Source organism: Acidovorax sp. AC410 (genome assembly GCF_979253235.1).
Genome location: NZ_CEEDCG010000001.1, coordinates 4015946 through 4037651, shown reverse-complemented (window position 1 = coordinate 4037651; position 21706 = coordinate 4015946). Strand labels below are relative to the sequence as shown.

Annotated in this window: 19 protein-coding genes; 8 read left to right on the top strand and 11 right to left on the bottom strand. The window is 65.7% G+C overall.

What is annotated here, in order from left to right; genetic code table 11:
* The first annotated feature begins 109 nt into the window (after positions 1 to 109).
* Positions 110 to 2245 (top strand): NHL repeat-containing protein, encoded by a 2136-nt coding sequence (locus AC0IZS_RS18710; RefSeq protein WP_471636974.1) that lies wholly within the window; start codon positions 110 to 112, stop codon positions 2243 to 2245.
* 70 nt (positions 2246 to 2315) lie between these two features.
* Here the strand turns inward: AC0IZS_RS18710 and AC0IZS_RS18705 are convergent, their stop codons facing one another.
* Positions 2316 to 2639, bottom strand: a complete 324-nt coding sequence (locus tag AC0IZS_RS18705) for a hypothetical protein (RefSeq protein ID WP_471636973.1) — start codon at positions 2637 to 2639, stop codon at positions 2316 to 2318.
* A 156-nt stretch (positions 2640 to 2795) separates the two neighbouring features.
* Here AC0IZS_RS18705 and AC0IZS_RS18700 point away from each other — a divergent pair, with 156 nt between their 5' ends.
* From AC0IZS_RS18700 to AC0IZS_RS18685, 4 genes are read left to right on the top strand one after another with little or no spacing between them, the layout of a single operon-like run.
* On the top strand, positions 2796 to 3449 hold the full coding sequence (locus tag AC0IZS_RS18700) for a helix-turn-helix transcriptional regulator (protein ID WP_471636972.1): 654 nt from the start codon (positions 2796 to 2798) through the stop codon (positions 3447 to 3449).
* Positions 3450 to 3458: 9 nt separating this feature from the next.
* Entirely contained in the window at positions 3459 to 4457 is a 999-nt protein-coding gene (locus tag AC0IZS_RS18695) for an ornithine cyclodeaminase family protein (protein ID WP_471636971.1), read from the top strand.
* Between the two features lie 52 nt (positions 4458 to 4509).
* A complete protein-coding gene (locus AC0IZS_RS18690; protein ID WP_471636970.1) occupies positions 4510 to 5481 on the top strand; it encodes a threo-3-hydroxy-L-aspartate ammonia-lyase in 972 nt (323 codons plus the stop codon).
* Positions 5482 to 5508: 27 nt separating this feature from the next.
* Positions 5509 to 6681: a DSD1 family PLP-dependent enzyme gene (locus AC0IZS_RS18685; protein WP_471636969.1), complete on the top strand. Its 1173-nt coding sequence runs from the start codon at positions 5509 to 5511 to the stop codon at positions 6679 to 6681.
* A gap of 198 nt (positions 6682 to 6879) precedes the next feature.
* Here AC0IZS_RS18685 and AC0IZS_RS18680 read toward each other — a convergent pair.
* The 4 genes from AC0IZS_RS18680 to mdeB all read right to left on the bottom strand — a co-directional run bounded on the left by AC0IZS_RS18680 (position 6880) and on the right by mdeB (position 12527).
* Positions 6880 to 8120, bottom strand: a protein-coding gene (locus AC0IZS_RS18680; protein ID WP_471636968.1) for an IS3 family transposase whose coding sequence is annotated in 2 segments (ribosomal slippage) — positions 6880 to 7763 and positions 7763 to 8120 — 1242 coding nt in all. Because the reading frame shifts where the segments join, the coding sequence is not laid out codon by codon here.
* A gap of 847 nt (positions 8121 to 8967) precedes the next feature.
* Positions 8968 to 9201, bottom strand: coding sequence for a hypothetical protein (locus tag AC0IZS_RS18675; RefSeq protein WP_471636967.1), 234 nt, complete (start codon positions 9199 to 9201; stop codon positions 8968 to 8970).
* Between the two features lie 109 nt (positions 9202 to 9310).
* On the bottom strand, positions 9311 to 9757 hold the full coding sequence (locus AC0IZS_RS18670; RefSeq protein WP_471636966.1) for a GNAT family N-acetyltransferase: 447 nt from the start codon (positions 9755 to 9757) through the stop codon (positions 9311 to 9313).
* Positions 9758 to 9851: 94 nt separating this feature from the next.
* Positions 9852 to 12527, bottom strand: a complete 2676-nt coding sequence (gene mdeB, locus AC0IZS_RS18665; protein ID WP_471636965.1) for an alpha-ketoglutarate dehydrogenase — start codon at positions 12525 to 12527, stop codon at positions 9852 to 9854.
* Between the two features lie 101 nt (positions 12528 to 12628).
* Here mdeB and AC0IZS_RS18660 point away from each other — a divergent pair, with 101 nt between their 5' ends.
* Entirely contained in the window at positions 12629 to 13096 is a 468-nt protein-coding gene (locus tag AC0IZS_RS18660; protein WP_007854911.1) for an Lrp/AsnC family transcriptional regulator, read from the top strand.
* Positions 13097 to 13429: 333 nt separating this feature from the next.
* On the opposite strand, the gene AC0IZS_RS18655 is transcribed toward AC0IZS_RS18660, so the two are convergent.
* Positions 13430 to 14374 carry a LysR family transcriptional regulator gene (locus AC0IZS_RS18655; protein WP_471636964.1) on the bottom strand — a complete coding sequence of 315 codons (945 nt, stop codon included), beginning with the start codon at positions 14372 to 14374 and terminating at the stop codon, positions 13430 to 13432.
* 218 nt (positions 14375 to 14592) lie between these two features.
* Here AC0IZS_RS18655 and AC0IZS_RS18650 point away from each other — a divergent pair, with 218 nt between their 5' ends.
* Entirely contained in the window at positions 14593 to 16068 is a 1476-nt protein-coding gene (locus tag AC0IZS_RS18650; protein WP_471636963.1) for an amidase, read from the top strand.
* A gap of 533 nt (positions 16069 to 16601) precedes the next feature.
* On the opposite strand, the gene AC0IZS_RS18645 is transcribed toward AC0IZS_RS18650, so the two are convergent.
* The 5 genes from AC0IZS_RS18645 to AC0IZS_RS18625 all read right to left on the bottom strand — a co-directional run bounded on the left by AC0IZS_RS18645 (position 16602) and on the right by AC0IZS_RS18625 (position 20377).
* Positions 16602 to 16847, bottom strand: coding sequence for a hypothetical protein (locus AC0IZS_RS18645; protein WP_471636962.1), 246 nt, complete (start codon positions 16845 to 16847; stop codon positions 16602 to 16604).
* Positions 16844 to 17527, bottom strand: a complete 684-nt coding sequence (locus tag AC0IZS_RS18640; RefSeq protein ID WP_471636961.1) for a hypothetical protein — start codon at positions 17525 to 17527, stop codon at positions 16844 to 16846. The genes AC0IZS_RS18645 and AC0IZS_RS18640 overlap by 4 nt, the downstream gene beginning before the upstream one ends.
* 123 nt (positions 17528 to 17650) lie before the next feature.
* Positions 17651 to 18073 carry a hypothetical protein gene (locus AC0IZS_RS18635; RefSeq protein WP_471636960.1) on the bottom strand — a complete coding sequence of 141 codons (423 nt, stop codon included), beginning with the start codon at positions 18071 to 18073 and terminating at the stop codon, positions 17651 to 17653.
* Between the two features lie 33 nt (positions 18074 to 18106).
* On the bottom strand, positions 18107 to 18928 hold the full coding sequence (locus tag AC0IZS_RS18630) for an ankyrin repeat domain-containing protein (protein ID WP_471636959.1): 822 nt from the start codon (positions 18926 to 18928) through the stop codon (positions 18107 to 18109).
* Between the two features lie 438 nt (positions 18929 to 19366).
* Positions 19367 to 20377 (bottom strand): AraC family transcriptional regulator, encoded by a 1011-nt coding sequence (locus AC0IZS_RS18625; RefSeq protein ID WP_471636958.1) that lies wholly within the window; start codon positions 20375 to 20377, stop codon positions 19367 to 19369.
* Between the two features lie 74 nt (positions 20378 to 20451).
* Between AC0IZS_RS18625 and AC0IZS_RS18620 the strand changes: the two genes are divergently transcribed.
* Entirely contained in the window at positions 20452 to 21702 is a 1251-nt protein-coding gene (locus AC0IZS_RS18620) for an MFS transporter (RefSeq protein WP_471636957.1), read from the top strand.
* The last annotated feature ends 4 nt before the right edge of the window (positions 21703 to 21706 follow it).

The following is a 21706-nucleotide window of genomic DNA, read 5'->3' as shown; positions in this document are numbered from 1 at the left end:
AACGCTTGCTTTCGCGCAACAAAACGTTACACGAAATGCAAGGGACGCAATAAAGCGCCGCGGCCTCGCCCCGCGCGACAAGAACCGATATCCAACCTTGGGAGAATTCATGCCAGACACCGCCCTCAACGAACGACTGCAACGCATCGGCCTGCTGGCCGCTTTGGTGGTCCCCATGCTCACCGCCTGCGGAGGCGGCTCTGGCGACTCGGGTGAACCACCCGCCCCACCGCCGCCTTCAGCCCCCGCCACCGCCGTGTCGCTGCTGGCCGGCAACCCGATTGGCGATGGCAACCAGGATGGCGCCAGCAAAAACTCGGCGAGCTTCAGCACGCGGGTCGCGGGACTGGCCCTGGGCCCTTCGGGCGAAGTGCTCATCGCCGACACCGGCAACAACCTGATCCGCAAGCTCAACGCCAACCAGGAACAGGTCAGCACCCTGGCCGGCGGCACGGGCCCTGGCGCGTTCAATGCCCCCACCGCAGTGGCCGTGGACGCCGCCGGAAACACCTATGTGGCAGACACCGGGAACCACCTGGTGCGCAAGATCACCCCAGCGGGCGCCGTCACCACCCTGGCAGGCCAGGCAGGGGTCTGCGCCAACCAGGATGGTGCAGGCACCAGCGCCACGCTCTGCAGCCCCAGCAGCATCGCCGTGGACAAGGCCGGCAGCGTGTATGTGGCGGAAGCCACCGGCCGCTTTGATTCGTCGGGCACGGACCCCGCTCTGTCGGGACGGATCCGCAAGATCACGGCCAATGGCACAGTCAGCACCCTGGTCGGCCAGGCCAGCCAGAGCCCCTCGAACATGGGCTACGGCGTCACGGCCTACAAGCCCCTGCTCCTGGCAACCGATTCTGCGGGAACCCTCTATTCGGCAGACTCCAACGACCAAGTGATCCGAAAATACACTGCGGATGGTCAAGCCACTGTGGTGTCTGGTGGCAGGTTCCGCAATATCAGGGCCATCACCTTCGACCCGGCGGATCGTCTGTTCGTTCTGGACAACGTTGTGGACAGCTCGTCGACCACTGTGTTTGGTGTCATCAACCAACCATCCATCCACCGTATCGGCAGCGATGGCAGCGTCACGACCCTGGTCCGCGCCCAGGCCGCCTGTATCACCTTCGCCGTGAGTGACCTGTGCCAGCCGCTCGCCATGGTGGCCAAGGCCGACGGCCAGCTCCTGGTGGCCGAACGCAGCTACGGCCGCGACAGGCTCAACCCCTTCCTGCAGTTGCGCAGCTACACCGAGCAGGGCACGTACACGGTGGCCGCAGGCCCCGTGGCCTCCACGGGCACCAACGATGCGCAGGGCGCCGATGCACGCTTTGACAACCCCTGGTCGCTGGCCGCCAGTCCATCGGGCACCCTGTATGTGCGCGACAAGGGCAACGGCACCATCCGCACGGTGCAATCGGACGGCGTGGTACGCACCCTGGGCCAGCCCGGCGGGCAATGCGCGTCAATCACGGGCCTGTCCAACGAACTGCTGTCACGTGAATTTGCCCTGGCCACCGATGGCGCTGGCAACCTTTACACCACGATCGATTCGCGCATCCTGAAGCTGAGCAAGTGCGAGGCCGTGCTGCTGGCGGACCTGAAACCGTTGATGAACAGGTTCCTCTCCAACGCCTTGACCGGCATTGCGGCAGACACAGCAGGCAACGTCTATGTGTCCACCTACCTGGGCGCCATCTACAAGGTCGATACCAAAGGAACGGCCACGCTGTTTGCAGGCAGCGAGGGCACGGTGGGGCACCGGGATGGCACAGGCCAGGCCGCACAGTTCGCATGGCTGGGCCAAATGGCCACCGATGCGGCGGGCAACGTCTACGTGGTCGATGGCCTGTACTACAGCGCCAAACTGGGCCCCACCATCCGCAAGATCACGCCAGAAGGCGTGGTCACCACGCTGGCAGGCAACCCCAATGCCGCACCCGGCCATGCCGACGGCACCGGCACCGCCGCCCTGTTCTCGGTGGACTGGCGAGAATCGCTCAAAACAGCCAGCCTTGCGGTGGACAAGAACGGCAACGTGTATGTCTCCGACCCCGCCAACAGCGTGATCCGCAAGATCACCCCGGCCGGCCAGGTCAGTACCCTGGTGGGCCAGGTGGGACGCAAGGGATTCGCAGCGGGTGATCTGCCAGGCGTGATCAACCGCCCCGGTGGCATCGCCATCCATGATTCCGTGCTGTACGCAAGCATCGCGAATGCGGTGATCCAGGTCAAGCTGCCCTGATCGACCCCGGGGGATCGCAAGGTCCTCGGACTCCGTGCTCCAGCACGAGGTCCGAGGGCTTTTTTGCGCGTCAGGCCTGCCAGACCCCGAACCCGGCCGAGCGCAGGTCGATGCCGACCTCGATCTCGCGGTCCACTGCATCCTGGTAACTCATGGGGTTGAAGCCCTCGTACAGATCGGGCAGCAGCCGCAGCCCATACTGCTGCACGAAGCGGTTGGCCTGGATACCCGCCTTGTGCTTGTCGAAGCGCACGTCCGGGTCCAGCCCGGTCATGCCCACGTACACGCAGGGCTTGCCTTCGATGTAGTTCGGGTTGCACCTGCGGAACTTGCGCTCGCTCAGCACCGCCAGAGAGAGCTCCACGACGTAGACGTTGTGATGGGGTTTGGGCATGGGTTCTTGGAGTTGCCGGGAAACCCGGTCCAGAAGAGCCTCTCACTGTAAGACGAACTGAGGAATACGGCGACTCAAGGCGCTCCGCCACGAAACACCGATGGGGCAAATTTTCCAGGTTTTGACAATTTATCTATTTTTGGATAAATTATCCAAATGCCAAAACGCACGCCCTCCTCTGCCCCTTACCGCACTCCCGAACAAAAGGCCCTGCTCTCCCAGATCGAGCAGGTGGCCCAGGGCCTGGCCGCGACCTTTGCGCCCTTCTGCGAGGTGGTGGTGCATGACCTGCTGGACCCGGGCCAGTCCATTCTGGCGATCCACAACAACCTCTCGGGCCGGTCGGTGGGCGAACCAACGACCGAACTGGGCCTGGCACGCATCGCCGACCCCGACTACCCGCAGGTGATCGCCAACTACGCCAACCAGTTCGCCGACGGGCGGCAGGCCAAGAGCACGTCGGTGGGCATCAAGGATTCGTCGGGCGAGTACATCGCCGCGCTGTGCCTGAACGTGGACCTCACGCTGTTTCGCAGCCTGCAGAGCGTGGTGGGCCAGTTCACGGCCATCGACGGTGACACGGGGCTCACCGAGTCGCTGGACCCGGCGGGGGCCGATGCCATCCGCCTGCGCATCGACCAGTTCGCGGCGCGCCTGTCGACCGCGCCGCGCGCGCTCAAGGCAGCCGAGCGGCGCGCCCTGCTGCGCGAGCTCAAGGAGTCGGGCAGCCTGGAGGTGCGCCGCGCGATGGAGGTGGTGGCGCAGCACCTGGGCGTATCGCGCGCAACCGTCTACGGCGATGCCCGCTGAGCTGACAGCATGAGCACGAGCATCGCACCAACCAACCGCACGCAGGCCTCCCTGCTGCTGCTCGACACCCACCAGGTCAGCGCCCTGCTGCAGCCGCAGGATGTGCTGGCCGCCGTGCACGAAGCCTTCACCCTGCACAGCCAGCGCGCGGGCCGCGTTTTCCCCGTGGTGCGCGAAGCGCTGCCCACGGGTGGCGTGTTTGGCATCAAGTCGGGCGATGTGCCCGCACAGGGGCTGCTGGGCTTCAAGGCGGCCGGCTTCTGGCCCGCCAACCGGGCACGGGGCGGCGAGCCGCACCAGGCCACGGTGCTGCTGATCGACCCGGCCACGGGCCGCCCGCTGTGCATGCTGGACGGCAATGCCATCACCACCGAACGCACGGGCGCAGCCGGCGCGCTGGGCCTGCAGCACCTGGCACGGGCCGACAGCAAGCGCCTGTGCCTCTTTGGCACCGGCGTGCAGGCGCGCGTGCAGTTGCGCTTTGCGCTGCGGGCGCTGCCCGCGCTCACCCAGGTGTGCTACCTCACGCACGACGGCCAGCCGCGGCCCGATGTCGAAGCACAGTTCCAGGGCCGCTGCGACATCGCCCACGCCACCGACGCCAATGCCGCCGTGGCCGCGAGCGACCTGGTGATCACCGCCACGCCGGGCGGCGGTGCGCTGTTCGATGCAGCGGCCGTGCAGCCCGGCACCCATATCAATGCCGTGGGCGCAGATACCCGGGGCAAGCGCGAGCTGCCGCCAGGCCTGCTGCAACGCGCCCGCGTGTTCGTGGACGACGCCACACAGGCCCGCAGCATTGGCGAGGCGCAGTGGGCGCCGCCCGACCTGCCCTGTACCGAGCTGGGCGACCTGCTCACAGGCCAGGCGCCGCTGCAACGCAACGGGCAGGACATCACCGTCTTCGACATGACGGGCCTGGCCCTGCAGGACCTTACCGTCGCCCGCATGCTGCACACCCAGGCCCTCGCGCAGGGCCTGGGCACCAGCATTGCCTGGCCATGGTGATGCCCGCCGCACTTCACTCTCATTCACCCATCCACCACCACCCACCATTGCCATGACCACTCTCACCAAGCTTCCTACCTACGACGACGTCGTGGCCGCTGCCGGCCGCATCGCGGGCATTGCGCACCGCACGCCCGTGCTCACCTCGCGCATCCTCGACGAAGAACTGGGCGCCCAGGTGTTCTTCAAGTGCGAGAACCTGCAGCGCATGGGCGCGTTCAAGTTCCGCGGCGCCTACAACGCGCTCGCCCAATTCGACGCCACGCAGCGCAAGGCCGGGGTGATCGCGTTCTCGTCGGGCAACCACGCCCAGGGCATCGCCCTGGCCGCGCGCGAGCTGGGCATGCCCGCCACCATCGTCATGCCGCAGGACGCGCCCGCCGCCAAGGTCGCGGCCACACAGGGCTATGGCGCCACCGTGGTGTTCTACGACCGCTACACGCAGGACCGCGAGCAGATCACCCGTGACCTGGCCGAGCGCAACGGCCTGACCCTGATCCCGCCGTATGACCATGCCGACGTGCTGGCAGGCCAAGGCACGGCTGCCAAGGAGTTGTTCGAAGAGGTGGGCGAGCTCGACGCCTTCTTCGTCTGCCTGGGCGGCGGCGGCCTGCTCTCGGGCTCGGCCCTGTCCACACGCGCTCTGTCGCCCCGGTGCAAGCTCTACGGCGTGGAGCCCGAGGCCGGCAACGACGGGCAGCAGTCGTTTCGCGCCGGCTCCATCGTGCACATCGACACGCCCCAAACCATTGCCGATGGCGCGCAGACGCAGCACCTGGGGCAGATCACCTTCCCCATCATCCGCCGCGACGTGGACGACATCCTCACCGTGAGCGATGCGCAACTGGTGGACGCCATGCGCTTCTTTGCCACGCGCATGAAGCTGGTGGTGGAGCCCACCGGCTGCCTGGGCTTTGCCGCAGCGCGCGCACGCGCCAGCGAGCTCAAGGGCAAGAAGGTGGGCGTGCTGATCAGCGGCGGCAACGTGGACATGGAGCGTTTCTGCAGCCTGCTCGCCGGCTGACCCCACGAGAGAAAAGGAGCCCCCGCCATGCAAGAAGCAACAGCCAACCACCTCGGGACACCCCTGGCGCAGATCGACACCCCCGCCGCCCTGATCGAACTGCCGCGCATGCAGCGCAACATCACACGCATGCAAGAGCGCATGAACGCACTGGGCGTGCGCTTTCGCCCGCACGCCAAGACGGCCAAGTGCCCGGCGGTGACCCAGGCGCAGATCGCCGCCGGCGCGCAGGGCATCACCGTCTCCACCCTCAAGGAGGCAGCGCAGTTCTTCGCCCACGGCATCACCGACATCCTGTACGCCGTGGGCACGGTGCCACACAAGCTGCCCCAGGTGCTGGCGCTGCGCCGCCAGGGCTGCGACCTGAAGATCATCACCGACAACGTCGCCGCAGCCCAGGCCATCGCGGACTTCGGCCGCGCCAACGGCGAGGTCTTCGAGGTGCTGATCGAGGTGGACACCGACGGCCACCGCTCGGGCATCCGCCCCGACGAGGGGGTGCTGATCGACGTGGGCCGCGCCTTGCACGAGGGCGGCATGCGCCTGGCCGGCGTCCTGACGCATGCGGGCGGCAGCTACGACCTGAACACCCCCGAGGCCCTCACCGCCCTGGCCGAGCAGGAGCGCGCCGGCTGCGTACACGCGGCCGAGCGCCTGCGCGCCGCAGGCCTGCCCTGCGCCATGGTGAGCGTGGGCTCCACACCCACGGCCCTGTCGGCCCGCGACCTCACGGGCGTGACCGAGGTGCGCGCGGGCGTGTACGTGTTCTTCGACCTGGTGATGCGCAACGTCGGCGTGTGCAGCACCGACGACATCGCCCTGAGCGTGCTGACCACCGTGATCGGCCACCAGGTGGACAAGGGCTGGGCCATCGTCGACGCCGGCTGGATGGCCATGAGCCGCGACCGGGGCACGCAAAAGCAGTCGCACGACTATGGCTATGGCCAGGTGTGCGATGTAGATGGGACGGTGCTCGACGGCTATGTGCTCAGTGGTGCGAACCAGGAGCACGGGATTTTGTCGCTGGCCGGTGGATCCGGGTCGCTGGACGTGGGCGATATTGCACGGCGGTTTCCGGTGGGGAGGCAGTTGCGGATCTTGCCGAACCATGCGTGTGCCACGGGGGCGCAGTATGGGGAGTATCGGGCGGTGGAGGGTGGGGTTGTGGTGGGGGATTGGGGTCGTTTTGGGGGGTGGTGATATCGGCCTTTTGATGGCTCTTGTTGCTGCATGCCTACGTTGAGTCCATGGGTGGCTTCTGCGGATTGTTCTGCATGGTTGCCGCGTGTATGTTTCAAGGTCGGAGGCCGGGATGTGCGCCCGGCGGCGCACCCACCTTCTTTTGCGTCGCCAAAAGAAGGTGTGACCCGTCCTGAATAGCGTTGACACCTCAAACGGTTAAACAAGCCGGAGCAACCCGGCCAATGACGCCCGATGCACCGCATCGGGTGTTTGCATTTTCAGCGACAGATGAACCCTCTCGTGGTTGTATATCTCTATTGACTGCTGCACCATGCGCCTGGCTTGATGGATGTCTTGTGGCCGGCTCAACAGGAACTCCGTCTTCAGAATCCCGTTGACCCGCTCGGCCAACGCGTTCTGGTAGCAGTCGTAGCCGTCCGTCATCGAGCAGGTAAGTCCATGGCTGCGGTGAAGCTGCTGGTAGTAGGTCGAGCAGTACTGAATCCCCCTGTCCGAATGGTGTACCAGGCGCTGGCGGGTCTGGCGCTGCCTGAGCGCCATCTGCAACGCCTGCGCCACCTCCTCGGTCTGCAAGCTCTCGTGCACGTGCCAGCCCACGATCTTGCGGGAGTGGGCATCCGTCACCAGGCTCAGGTACACGAACCTGCCTGCGGTGGGCAGGTAGGTGATGTCGGCCACCCAGACTTGCTCACTGTGGGCAGCATGCACCTGCTGTGGCCCGACCTTGAGCAGATTGGGATGGCGCCTGAAGCGGTGGTGGCTGTGGGTGGTCTTGTGGTACGCACGTCCAGGAGGAACCAGCATCCTGGCGTTGCGCAACACGTCGAACATGGCGTCCCGGCCCAAGACAATGCCCTGCAGGCCCAATGGTTCACGCAGCATGTGATGCAGCTTTCGCGTGCCCACCCGAGGCTGGCGCATGCGCAGCTCCTTGACCTGTTGAACGACAACCTTGGCGTGCTCCACGCGCTGGGCATGTCGGCAGCGCCCTTGGTAATACGCTTGGCGACTCACGCCCATGTGCTGGCAAGCCCTGCTCACGCTCAGCCCTTGGATGAGGGCTTGGTCGAGGACTTGCCAGAAGGCTTTTTTACGATGCGCACCCCATAGTCCTTGCGCAGCACGTCGATCACGGCTTCGAACAACTGCGCCTTCTGCTGGGATTGCTGCAATTGCGCCTTCAGCGCTTTGATCTCTTGCTCGGGTGTGAGGGGGCTGGGGGCTTTGTCGATGGGCATTGCCGTCAATGATGCCGCACGCGGCCAGCCCAGTCTGCCGTGTTTGCGAAGCCACGCCAGCACCGTCGACTTGCCCTGGATGCCGTAATGCACCTGGGCTTGTTTGTAGGTGAACTGGCCTTTTTCTACCTGCTCGACAACTGCCAGCTTAAAGGCCATCGTGTAGTCGCGCTGCGTGCGCTTGGTCCTTGATTCCATGACACTTTTCCTTTTTGGGGAGGGAAGGTGTCAACGCAGGGCAGGACGGGTCAGTGGGCCAAGAAAAGGCGACCCCCAGTCTGCGTCCCCCGTTCGCCCTGTCGGGCGAACGGGGGCAACCTGCGATGCTCGGATCTGGGGTGGGCGTCGCTGAACTCGCTGCGTTCTTCGAACTCCGCTCAAACAGCAGCGACGAGCCAGACGACGAAGCGTGTGTGTCCTTCGGCACACACGCCCACCCCAGCTCCTGCGCTTCTCGGCGCAGCCAGCAGGGGTGGGGAGCGGGGTCACAGACGGCTGCTGCTGCGCAGCTGCGCCTGGGGTCTGTTACGCGCGCGGTGCGCGCTGCCGACGTGCTTTCGCGATCGCCCTGCCCAGGCCAAGCGCAGCGAAGGACCACAGGCCGAGCGAAGCAATGGCCCGTGTGGAGCCCGTTCCCACCCCCTTCTGACCGTGCCGAGAAGCGCAGGGCCTGGGGTGAGCGCGTGCCGAAGGACACGCGCATCGTTGTCTGGCTCGCCGAAGCTGTTTGACCGGAGCTGCCTCGCAGAGGCAGCGCAGGGAGTTCTTCGGCGTCACCCCAGGCCCGAGCATCGCAGGCTGCCCCCAGCGCCCGACAGGGCGATGGGGGACACGGGCAGCGGGGTCGCCTTTTCTTGGCCTACCTTCTTTTGGCGACGCAAAAGAAGGTAGGTGCGCCGCCGGGCGCACATCCCCGCCTCCGTCCATAAACCAGGCACACAGTCAGCAACAGGCGACTGGAAAACGCCGGCCATGGTGGTTGCAGGCAGGGCGCGGCGCGTCAGTACCGCAGCGACGCAAAACACCCAAACAACTGGAACGACACTCAGGCCGCCAGCGCCTGCTCCACCGCCACCTTGGCCTCTTCCAGGCTGCTGAAGAACCGCGTGGGCTGCGGCTGGGCCTTGGGCAGATGGGCGGGCGCCGGCCACAAGCGCTCATCCGTCCAGCCCGCGGTCCACCCGCCAATGTCCTTGCGCTTGACGGAACAGACGGCTTGCCCGCTGACCGTCGCTATCCAGGTGGTAGGCGGATCGTGGTCCCAGGTGACATGTGCCATGGCGCCCTCCAATGGTTGGCTGCAACACATTGTAAGAAGGCTCTTAACCGGCCGGCACTGGTGGTTCCCCGACTGCGCCACACCAGCCGTTTGCCGATGGCCTGGGTAACTACAGCAGCTTCCCCAGCATCACCACTCGCCCCTTGCCATAGCCCAGGCCCTCATAGAACCCAAACGCCGGCGCCTCCTCCAGGGTCTGCAGGTTCACACTCATGACCCCCTCGTCCCGCAGCGCATCCTCCAGCGCACGCATCAGGACTGCCCCAGCACCTTGTCGCTGCAAATGCCCGGCCACGCACATCTCCTTGATGTGAAACGTCCACCCATTCACCCAACGCTCCTTCCAGCCCAGCACCATGGCGACCGGCACCTCCTCGACCAGCAACGCCATTGCGCGCGCCGCCGGAAAGCCCATGAATGCCGTGAGCCGCTCCACCACAGCGGCATGCTCCCATCCATCGTTCCAGGGCGGTGCATTGAACACGCCCAGGTACAGGTCCGCACAATCGGCAATGTTCTCGGCCGTCAGGGCCACCGTGGCAAAGGGCTGGGTCATGGGAAACAAGCGCATAAAAACACCAAGGCGGCAAGCGTAGCGCACCACGCTTGCCGCCCTGAAAGAGCATGCTTTACAACGGCTTGCAGAAGGCTCAACGCGCTGCCGTGGCCCCCAACGCAAACTTGGCAGCCCGCACCACGGCGGCCGCATCCACCCCGAAGAACTCCCGCAGCGCCGCCCGCGTATCGCTGCGCCCGAAGCCATCGGTCCCCAGCGTCAGGTACTTGCGCCCTTCGGGCACGAAGGCGCGCACGGTCTCGGGCACGGCGCGCACATAGTCGGTTGCAGCAATCACCGGTCCGCTTGTGGCGGCCAGCTGTGCTGCAAGCCAGGGGGTACCCGGCTTATCTGTTTCTCCCGCGATGGCGCGCTGCTCACACGCCACGCCATCGCGTGCCAGTTCGCTCCAGCTGGTCACGCTGACCACGGTGGCGGCAATGCCCTCGGCGGCCAGTTGCTGTGCGGCCTTCACCACCTCGGTGAGGATGGCGCCGGAGCCCATCAGCGTCACCTGGCGTGCATTGGCCGCAGCGCTGCTTTCGGCACCGAAGCGCTGGAACACATAGCAGCCGCGCAGCACACCCTCGGCCGCGCCCTCGGGCAGGTCGGGCTGGGCGTAGTTCTCGTTCATCAGCGTGACGTAGTAAAAAACGTCGCGCTGCTCGGTCACCATCTCGCGCATGCCGGCATCCACGATCACGGCCATCTCGCCCGCATAGGCCGGGTCGTAGGCCTTGCAGTTGGGGATGGTGGCTGCCACCAGGTGGCTGCTGCCGTCCTGGTGCTGCAGGCCCTCGCCGCCCAGCGTGGTGCGGCCCGAGGTGGCGCCCAGCAAAAAGCCGCGCGCCCGCTGGTCGGCCGCGGCCCAGATGGCATCGCCCACGCGCTGAAACCCGAACATCGAGTAGTAGATGTAGAACGGCAGCATGGCCAGGCCATGCACCGTGTAGCTGGTGGCGGCGGCCGTCCAGCTGGCGATGGCGCCGGCCTCGCTGATGCCCTCTTCGAGGATCTGGCCGTCGAGCGCCTCGCGGTAGCTCAGCACCGAGCCAATGTCCTCGGGCGCATAGCGCTGGCCTACGCTGCTGTAGATGCCGACCTGCTTGAACAAATTGGCCATGCCGAAGGTGCGCGCCTCGTCGGCCACGATGGGCACGATGCGCGGGCCCAGCGTGGCGTCCTTGAGCAGGCTGCCGAGCATGCGCACGAAGGCCATGGTGGTGCTCATCTCCTTGCCATCGGCCCGCAGCGCGAACTGCGCGTAGCTTTCGATGGCGGGCACGGGCAGCGCCTCGCACGCCGTCTCACGGCGCGGCAGGTAGCCGCCCAGGGCCTGGCGGTGGCTGCGCAGGTAGCGCATCTCGGGGCTGTCTTCGGCCGGCTTGAAGAAGGCCAGGCTGGTGGCCTGCTCGTCGGTGAGCGGCAGGTTGAAGCGGTTGCGAAACTCGATGAGGTCGGTCTCGTCCAGCTTCTTCTGGCTGTGCGTGGTCATCTTGCCCTGGCCGGCCGTGCCCATGCCGTAGCCCTTCTTGGTGTGCGCCAGGATCACCGTGGGCTGGCCCTGGTGGCGCGCTGCCGCAGCGTATGCGGCGTGGATCTTCACCAGGTCGTGCCCGCCGCGCTTGAGGCGGTCGATCTGCTCGTCCGTCATGCCCTGGGCCAGGGCCGCGAGCTCGGGGTTCTGGCCGAAGAAATTGTCGCGGTTGAAACGCCCGTCCTTGGCCGCAAAGGTCTGCATCTGGCCGTCCACCGTGCCTTCGAGCGTACGCACCAGCGCGCCGGTCAGGTCGCGGGCGAACAGGCCGTCCCAGTCGCTGCCCCAGACCAGCTTGACCACGTTCCAGCCCGCGCCGGCGAACAGGCGCTCCAGCTCGTCGATGATGCGGCCGTTGCCGCGCACCGGGCCGTCCAGGCGCTGCAGGTTGCAGTTGACCACCCAGACCAGGTTGTCGAGCCCCTCTCGCGCAGCCAGGGTCAGCGCGCTCATGCTCTCGGGCTCGTCCATCTCGCCATCGCCGAACACGCCCCAGACCTTGCGCGCCGAGCAGTCGAGCAGGTTGCGGTGCGTGAGGTAGCGCATGAAGCGCGCGTGGTAGATGCTGCTGATGGGACCGATCCCCATCGACCCCGTGGGGAACTGCCAGAAGTCCGGCATCAGCCACGGGTGCGGGTAGCTCGACAGGCCCTGCGCGCCCGCGCCCGGCGCCGTGAGTTCCTGGCGGTAGTGCATCAGGTCCTGCTCGGACAGGCGACCTTCCAGGAAGGCGCGCGCATACACGCCCGGCGCGCTGTGCGGCTGGAAGAACACCAGATCGCCCCGGTGCTGCCCCTCGCCCACGCCTTCACGGGCCCGGAAGAAATGGTTGAAGCCGCTCTCGAACAGATCCGCCGCGCTGGCGTAGCTGGCGATGTGCCCGCCCAGTTCGCCATAGGCCTGGTTGGCGCGCACCACCATGGCCAGCGCGTTCCAGCGCACGATGGACGCAACGCGCTCCTCGATGGCCAGGTCGCCGGGGAAGACAGGCTGGTCCTGCACGGCCACGGTGTTCACGTACGGCGTGTTCAGGTCGGGCTGCCAGCCCACGCGCCGGGCCCGCGCCAGGCGCACCATTTCCTGCAGCATGAAGCGCGCGCGCTCGGGCCCCTCGGTCGCTACCAGGGCCAGGAAGGCATCGCGCCATTCGGCGGTTTCTTGGGGGTCCGTATCAGCCAACGCGGTGGCCGATGCAGGCATGAGCAGGTGGTGGGGGGCGGTGGGGGCGTTCATGCCGCAACTGTAGCCATTGGGGCCCCGAATGGGATGCCGTTCTGGCCCGCAAAAGCCCCGGCTACAGCACTTCGTGCGGCAAACCACCTACACTGCAGCACATGAAGCTGGATACCCTGGATTTGCGCATTCTGGCCGAGCTGCAGGCCGACGGTTCCCTGTCCAACGTGGAGCTGGCGCGGCGCGTCCACCTGTCGCCCTCGCCCTGCCTGGCACGCGTGAAGGCGCTGGAGGCCGCGGGCGTCATCAGCCGCTACGTGGCCCTGGCCAGCGCAGCCGCCCTGGGCCTGGGGCTCAACGTGTTCATCAGCATCAGCCTGAAGACGCAGAGCAAGGAGGCGCTGGGCGACTTCGAGCAGCGCATCGCCGAGCACGACGAGGTGATGGAGTGCTACCTCATGAGCGGCGACAGCGACTACCTGATCCGCGTGGCCGTGCCCGACATCGGGGCGCTGGAGCGCTTCATCCTGGAGCGGCTGGCCCCCATACCCGGCGTGGAAAAGATCCGCTCGAGCTTTGCACTCAAGCAGGTGCGCTACAAGACGGCGCTGCCGCTGCCGAAGGCATAGGACTCCACGGGCCGGCGGCAGGGAGGCTGGCGCAGGTCATGTCCGTTCGATGGGTTCTTCGGCGCCGCTGCCTTGCGTCCATCGCAGATGGTGCAAAGGCATATGCCAGGTCTGCACCAGGGGGCTGGTGGCGGTGCCCTTCACATGAACGTGCAGCGGGCCGAGATCATGCGCTGTGGGCCGCCAGAGGTCGATCTTTGAGCACGTCGGAACATCGAGCGTCTTACGCGTGTTTCAGCGTGACCGTTGGCACAGAGAATGAAAGCGCTGAAACCCATTGCTGGCACTGACCCAGACAAGTTGCGTCACCCGGTCAATGCAACAGCGACGCGCTCAGCCCCGGAAAGACAAGCCTGCACTGTCAAGAACAGCTTGGCGCAGCCATACATGAGGCGGATCGCGTTCCAGACGGCGTGGCCAGATCATGGACACGGACGATCCGCGCACGCGCAGTGGTACTTCACCCAACTCCATTGACAGCAGGTTCGAGGCAGCGCGCGCCACCGGGCTGGGCAACGTGGCCAGCAGTGGGCTGTTGGCGGTGATGAAAACAGCTGCCGCAAAATCGGGCACCGTGACTTGTACCCGGCGCGTTGCCCGTCCCCGCTTGCGCAACGCTTCATCCACCTGATTCCCAAAGGCGCGTTCGATGTGAACCGCCACATGTGCCATTTGCAGGTACTCCTTCAAAGAGGTCGGCAGCGGTTCGCCTTTTCGCCGCACGCACATCCAGGAGTCCTCGATAAAAGGGGTACTCGCACACCACCCAGGACAGAACTCTTGTGGACCGAACATGATTTCGGCCTCGCCACTGGCAAGCAAGCTCTCGGGATTGCCCGCAACAGGGAGCAGAGAAATATGCACATGGGGTGCATGGTCGTGCAGCCAACTGACGATGGAGCCCATCAGCGCGACCGCTGCGTAGTCCGAACTCACAATGCGGAAGTGCGCCTTGTCCCGCAACGGATCGAACGCACGCGGTGGGTTCAACAACTGCTGAACTTCGCTCAAACTCAACTTCAACGGCCCACGCAACGCGATGGCACGCGGGGTGGGCGCGAGTCCTCGCCCATGGGGAACAAACAGCGGGTCATCAAAGCATTCCCGCAGCCGCCCCAACATCCTGCTCACCGCTGGTTGGGACCGATGGAGCCGTCCTGCGGCTGCGCTTACAGAACCGGTATCCAAAAGCGCATCCAGTGCAATCAGCAGATCCAGGTCCAGTCCTAACAGTTTCATATTCTGAATGGGTTCATCTGAAATATGCAATAGACGCATTGATTCTAGATCTTGATGATTGAGCCATCAAGCACTGATGAACCGCCTTCGTGAACACTCTCAAACACACCTTGCAGGGACCTCCCGTCCTGACAGCAGCACTGACACCCAATGCATCGGGCAATTCAATGCCCGGCCCCCATCGCGCAATACCCTCCAGCGACAGTTGGCCTGTTTCTGAGAAGGACGCACAGATCGTGACAATGACGGCGTCTGACTTGGCACGCAAGATCCAGGCACGGGAGCTCAGTTCTGTTCAGGTGGTGCGGGCGTTTGTCAGCCAGATCGCGCGTTACAACGAAGATTTCAACGCTATCGTCGTGCTGGATCTGAACGCCGCAATGGAACGTGCACAGGCTGCGGACCAGGCGTTGGGGCGCGGTGAGATCTGGGGCCCGTTGCATGGAGTTCCCGTGACGGTGAAGGATACCTATGCAACACGCGGGCTGCGCACGACTGCCGGCTCATCTGATCTGGCCAACTACGTTCCCGAAAATGACGCCGTTGCGGTGGCTCTTTTGCGCCAGGCGGGGGCCATTGTCCTGGCCAAAACCAATGCCGCAACGCTGGCGATGGATATGCAAACGACCAACACCCTGTTTGGAACCACCAACAACCCCTGGAATGTGAAACTGACCACAGGCGGTAGCAGCGGTGGGTGCGCTGCCGCAGTCGCCTCGCACATGTCGCCTCTTTCCTTCGGCTCTGACTTAGCGGGCTCGATCCGCCTTCCCGCCGCTTACACCGGTGTCTGGGGCTTGCGGCCAACCCATGGTGTTGTGTCGATGCTTGGCCATATCCCACCCAAGCCCGACGAGGTGGACGGCATCAGGACCATGGCTGTGTTGGGGCCTTTGGCCAATAGTGTCGAGGATCTCGAACTGGCCTTGTCGGTGTTGGCGCGAACCTCGCCCGAAGACGCAACGGTCGCTCCGCTGCATCCTCGATCCGCCCAACCGGTAGCGTTGACAGGTCTGAAGATTGCCTATGCGGTCGAGTTGGGGGGAATGCCTGTCGGTGTGGACGTCAAGAAGGCCATTGAACAGGTGGTGGACGCGCTGCGCGCAGCAGGCGCAATTGTCGAAAAGGCCAAACCCCAAGGCTTTTCATACCAACGCACCTGGGAAACCTGGGGGGCACTTGTAGGGATGCAAGGCGGCTATGAGCGCTCGAACCTTGCACGCCGCATCGGGCGCCTGTTTGCAGGAAAATCGGTAAAAGATATCCCCCACCAGCGCAGGATCCTCGACCCGATCTCCGTTGAAAGCTACATGCGAGCGCTGACAGAGCAGGCGCAGCAAACCAATGCAATGGAGCGATTCCTCATTGGCTATGACGCCTGGATCGTCCCTGTCTCGCCGGTGCCCGCTTTTGCGCACCACAAGCACAGCCGGACATTCGGAATTTTCAATGTGTACGATGAGCCGCTGTCAGTGGATGGCAAGGCTGTGCCGTACTACAACGTCACGCAGTCCTACACGACATTGTTCAGTGTCACAGAGGGCCCCGTGGTCTCCATACCCGCATCTCAGACCGCACAAGGATTGCCCGTCGGCCTTCAGTTGGTCGGCCGCCGCTTTGACGACTGGCATTTGCTGTCTGTCGCCAAAGCAATGGAGCCGCTGCTGGCAAGATTGCGGCCCAACCGTGGAGCCAACGGCATTGGCGCACTCGGCGCGGCGATAAATGAATGAACAAATAGCTGAACTCTGATCGTGGCAATTGGTTGAAATCCCACTCACAGCAAATCAAGCCTGCCCACGTTCAACGTCATGCGCAAGCCATTGTTCTCCGCGGTTGCCAACGGGAGCCGCGCGACGTTCGGCACCGTTCCCTTTGTGTTCGTAGGCGCGGTCCATTGGGGAGCGCACGGAGTCCTGGTGGGTCAGCTCATTGGCAACGCCGTGGTTGCTGTCATCGCTTTAGGCCTGTGCTGGATCTTCGTGAGGCGCCAGACCATGACTTTGCAGGCGTAGTTGTAGGGGCGGCGTGGTGCTGTCCGTTGGAACGCCCAGGCCCTAGTGTCCCGAGTTGGAAATTCGTCGAATAAATCGTAAGCGGCCGGGCATCCCATCTTGACGGGCAGGTCCGGTGGAGCGTTGGGCTAGACTTCGGCTGTCGGCCGAGGCTGTGTGAAAACGTCGATAGACGACTTTTTCGGGGGGTACTTTAATGATCGTGCGTTGTAGGCCGATCTAAGCGGTCGATTTCTGAGTCGGCCGGCAAGTCAAGGGCGCAACGTGCGTTTCCACACAGCCTCGGCCGCTACCGGAAGTCTAGCCCACCGCCCCAACTGTTCCTCAGCGATGGTTTGGCCGACCATCCACGGCCCTTGCTCACGGTGCTGAACTCTGTCCACAGTGCCGATCTGGCTGTCCAGAAGAGCCGAAATACGCTGCAGGCTCTCGAGGGAGAATTCCTCGATGGCCTCTGCAAGTGCAAGGGTGCGGTGGTGGGCGGGTTGCATGCTCATGCGCCCAGAGAGTTGTCGATGCCGTTGTCGCGCAGCCAGACCGGGTCGGTCTTCCACAGGTGGTCCTGGTCTTCGTGCTCCAGATCTTCGCGGAACTCCGTGCCGCTGCCCTCACGCCAGTTCAGGTGGCCCAGGTGCATGAACCAGGTCTGCACGCGCGGGGCCTGCACGCTGCCTTGCACGCAGGCATAGCTGCGGCCCACGTAGTCTGCCCTGTCGGGATCGTCATGCCCGGCGGTGGCCAGCACGGCGCGCGTGGTGTCCAGGTCGCCGGTGATCCAGGCCAGGTCGCCCTGCCAGAACTCAAAGGCGCCACAGCGCACGCTGCCGAAGACGAACAGCGCCTGGCAGCCACGCGTGTCGATGCGCGGAGCTTGCAGGCTGCCATTGACGACCACGGTACAGGCGCGCTCCAGCAGTTCTTCCAGCGGGGTGATGGCGCCGGCCATCTGGCCGCGCCGCTTGGCGCCTGCGGCCATGGCATCGAAGGGTTCATCGAGCCGCGTGTCGCCATCGAGTACCAGCGCCATCAGCGGGCCGCCGGCGTGGGGCGATCCGAAGGAAGGGACCATGGTGTCCTCCATCGCATCGTAGCGGCCGTCGCGGTGGAACAGTGCCTCCAGTCCGAACGTGGCGATGGCGGCAGGCAGGGGAATCAGGCGGTGGTTGGCAGGGATCATGGGAGGCAACGGGGTTCTCATACGGATTTGCATTCAATCGTATAACTAGGAGGGAAGCCGCAGACAGTGCTGTAGCACGGCAAGGCGGACCAACGAAGTTAGACGGTTGAAGGCAAATCCGTATCAATGCCGGTCTTCGCCGGGCTGGTAGGTGTGCAGCAGCACGGCGGCGAAGCCGGTGCCGGCCGCGATGTGACCACACAAGGCGTCGAGCTGAGCCAGCTCCTCGGGCGTGTCCGTTGCGTGGCCGGGACGGTTGAAAAACAACGTCCAGCCTGCCTGCGGGCGCTCCGGAAAACGCAGCACTCCGCGCTGGTCCGCATTGGGGTATAGGTCGAAATACCATCTGGGAGACTGCTTGTGGAACTGGCAGTAGCAGTGGCTGTACTGCGGCTCCAGATCAGGTCGCTCGGGGTTGCGCAGGCCCGTGGGCTGCTTGCGGTACAGCGGGCGCCAGCCCTGCGCCGCGAGAAAGGCGTTGAGGTTTTTCACCAGCAACGCTTCATCATCGGTGGCGCAGACCAGTCCGTATTCGCAGGCTTGCATGGGGACTTTTCCTTTCGGTCTGCGTGGCAGTCCTTAGCGCACCGGCAGCAGCTTGTCGGGCTCTTGCCCGCGCTCACGCATGCGTTGGCGCTCTTCGTCGCGCGAGGGCGGGGGCCAGGCCACGCCCATGCCGATGATGCGGTCGCGGACCTGCAGCATACGGCGCTGTGCCAGTGAGCCGCCTTGCTGCCGCCCGATCTGGAACTGCAACTGCCCTGCGAACGATACGCCATTGATGTTGACGAAGTGCGGGCTGGCGCCCCGGTCGAGCAAATACACCACCTGGTCGAGTTGCATGCCTTGCAGCGCCTGCATCAGTGCGGTGTTGCCCAGCGTGTTCTTCTTGTCGATGGTCGCGCCGCGGTCGAGCAACAGCGCGAGCGTGGCGGCGGTGTGCTGTGTGGCGGCATCGAACAGGATGGGCGAGCTGCCGCGCACGGTGTCGGGGCTCACGCCGCCGTCGAGCAGCGCCTGCACGTGCAGCGGGCTCTGGGCACGCAGCGCAACGCCGAGCACGCTGCCGAGATCGGGCACCTCCTGCATCGGGTCGGCGCCCGCGCGCACCAGCGCGGTGATGATCTGCAGTGGCCGGGGCTTCTCGCCCATGGCGTTTTGCAGCGCGAAGAACAGCAGCGTCATGTCCTGCGCGCCGGGGCGGTTCAGCCCCTCATGGCCCAGGCGGTGCGCCAGCGGGGCGATGTCTGCCATGGCCCCTTGGTAAATGGCCTGCGCCAGGGTGAGCTGGTCTCCGGAGAAAAACGTTGGTGGCTGCCGGGCTGCGGCACCACCGGCCAGCAGCGATTGCAACGCAAGCACCAGAGAGCAGAGCAATGCACGCAGAGGGCGGTGGGTCATGGTGTCTCGTCCGTCAGATGCAGCAGAACCTTGCCATGGTCGCGGCGTGTCTCACAAGCAGTTCGGGCACTTTGTCATCCTTCGGCTGGGTGGCGCAAGGTGTCCGCAGCCTTGGCCATCTTTGGTGGCCTGTTTTAACGCAGGCTGACGTGCCCTGCGGCCCCACGGCTTCAAGACGCAGGTCAATTTCGTGAAATTGTTGGCTTGTTTCGTGAGGGGACATGGAGAATCTCAGCCCAGCGGTCGCCATCAAAATACGCAGCACCACCGGAGTTCCATCGTCCACCACGACGCCCGGACTGCCGGACTGCCGGGCTGCATATCGCCGCAGCCTTGCTCAGCAGGCTGCCTCGGTGCGCGTGCTGCCTGCGCCCCAACGCCAGGTTGCGTGCCAGGCTGCGTGGTTGACACCATCAGCCCAGGTGCCCGCGGGCTCCTTCACGCCCGCGCCGTGCTCGGCGGGTGCCCGATGATGCGCTTGTACGCCCGGCTGAACGAGGCCTCGGACTCGTAGCCCAGGCGGTTGGCCGCCACCGCCACGCGCATGCCGTCGCGCGCAATCCAGCTGCGCGCCTGCGACATCTTGACCTTGGCCACATAGCGCGCCGGGCTCTCGCCCATGGTGCGCGTGAACGATTCGGAAAAGCTCGAGCGCGAGGCGCCCATCAGGTCGGCCAGCAGCGGCACGCTCCAGTCGCGCTCGGGGTCGGCGTGGATCGCGGCGATCACCTTGCCGATGCGCGGGCAGCGCACGGCAGCGATCCAGCCCGTGGGGTTGTTGCAGCTGCACTCCACCCAGGCGCGGATGATGCTGGCGGCCAGCGCATCGGCCAGGCGCGCCAGGATGGCGCAGGCGCCCATGCGGTCCTGCGCCACCTCGCGCTCCATGGCTTCAAGCAGCACCGGCACGGTGGTGTCGCGCCGCGCCAGGTCGCCGGCCACCATCACCTCGGGCATCATCGCCATCAGCGGGTGCAGCGGGTCGAGGTTGAAGCGCAGCGCGCCGCAGAACATCACATCGGGCGCCTGCGGCGGGGGCGGTGCCACGGCGGCGCCCAGGTGCGCGTTGTTGGCATCGCGCCCGTCCACCAGGTAGATGTTCTCGGACACGGCCCTGCGCGCCAGCGAATCGATGTCCACCGGCGGCACGTCGGGCGAGCTGGCCAGCACGTGAAAACTGCCGTGCGGCAGCAGCACCGCGTCACCCGGGTTCAGGCGCTGCCAGTCGGTCGTGGGTGTGCGCAGCCAGGCCCCGCCATGGCCCACGAAGTGAAAGCGCGCCGAGCGCTGCGCCGGGAAGGCAATGGCCCACGGCGGGTGCAGCACGCAGCGGCCATACTCCACGCCATCCAGGCGCAAGCCGAGCAGGATCTGGGTCAGCAGGTCTGGCGGGTCCGCAAAAGGCTGCTGCGGCACCTGATTGAAGGGCTTGGATAAAAAGTCAAGCATTTCGGCTTTTATGGCATGGAAACGCCGCCATCTTATCCCTACGATGGCTTTCCATCCACCCGAAGGCCTTTCCCGTGTCCTCCTCTCCCTCCTGCTCCGCCTGCCTTGATGCGCCCACCGGTGCCGTCGCTGCCGAGGCCACGCCCGCCCCCCATTCCACCCCCGAGCCCACCGAGGCACGCTGGGCCGCCGTGGCATCCATGGCCCTGGGTGTCTTCGGCCTGGTCACGGCCGAGTTCCTGCCCGCCAGCCTGCTCACCGCCATGGCCAGCGACCTGCGCGTGAGCGATGGCGCCGCCGGCCAGGCCGTCACCGTGACGGCGCTGGTGGCCGCCGTGGCCGCCCCGTCGCTGCCGCTGCTCACGCGCCGCATCGACCGGCGGCTGGTGATGATCGCCTTCACGCTGCTGCTGGTGCTGTCCAACGTGATGTCGGCCCTGGCCGGCAGCATGGTCACGCTGCTGGCGGCGCGGGTGCTGCTGGGGGTGGCGCTGGGCGGCTTCTGGTCCATGTCGGCGGCGCTGGCCATGCGGCTGGTGCCGGCGTCGCTGTTTGCGCGGGCCATGTCCTTCATCCTCACAGGGGTGTCGGTGGCCACCGTGTGTGCGGCACCCATCGGGGCCTGGATGGGCGACCTGTGGGGCTGGCGCAGCGCCTTCATCGCGGCCGGCGTCATCAGCCTGATCACGCTGGCCGTGCAACTGGTGGCTCTGCCGGCCCTGCCCCCGCGCGACAACCCCAACCTCAAGGTGCTGGGCGAGCTGCTGCGCCGCCCGCCCGTGCGCGTGGCGCTGCTGGCGGTGCTGCTGGTCATCTCGGGCCACTTCGCAGGCTTCACCTACATCCGCCCGCTGATGGAGCAGGTCACCCACCTGTCGGTGGCCACCATCACGGCCGTGCTGCTGGGCTATGGCGTGGGCGGTTTCTTCGGCAACTTCGTGGGCGGGTGGATCGCCGGGCGCAGCGAGCGCCAGGCCATCGTGGCCGGCGGTGCCGTCATCGCCGTGCTGGCCGCCACCCTGTTGGTGGCCGGGCAGTCGGCCGCCATCACGGCCGTGGCCGTCACACTGTGGGGCTTTGCCTTTGGCGCCTTCCCCGTGGGCTTCCAGACCTGGATCGTGCGCGCCGCGCCCGACCAGGCCGAAGGCGCGGGCGGGCTGCTGGTGGCGGCCTTCCAGATCGCCATTGCCAGCGGCGCCATCTTCGGCGGGCTGATGGTGGACCATGTGGGCGCCCTGGGCGGCCCGGCCTTCGCGCTGGCGGCCCTCACGCTCGGCACGCTGCTCACGCTGCGCCACGGCCCCCGGCCTGCCGCGGCCGCCTGATCGA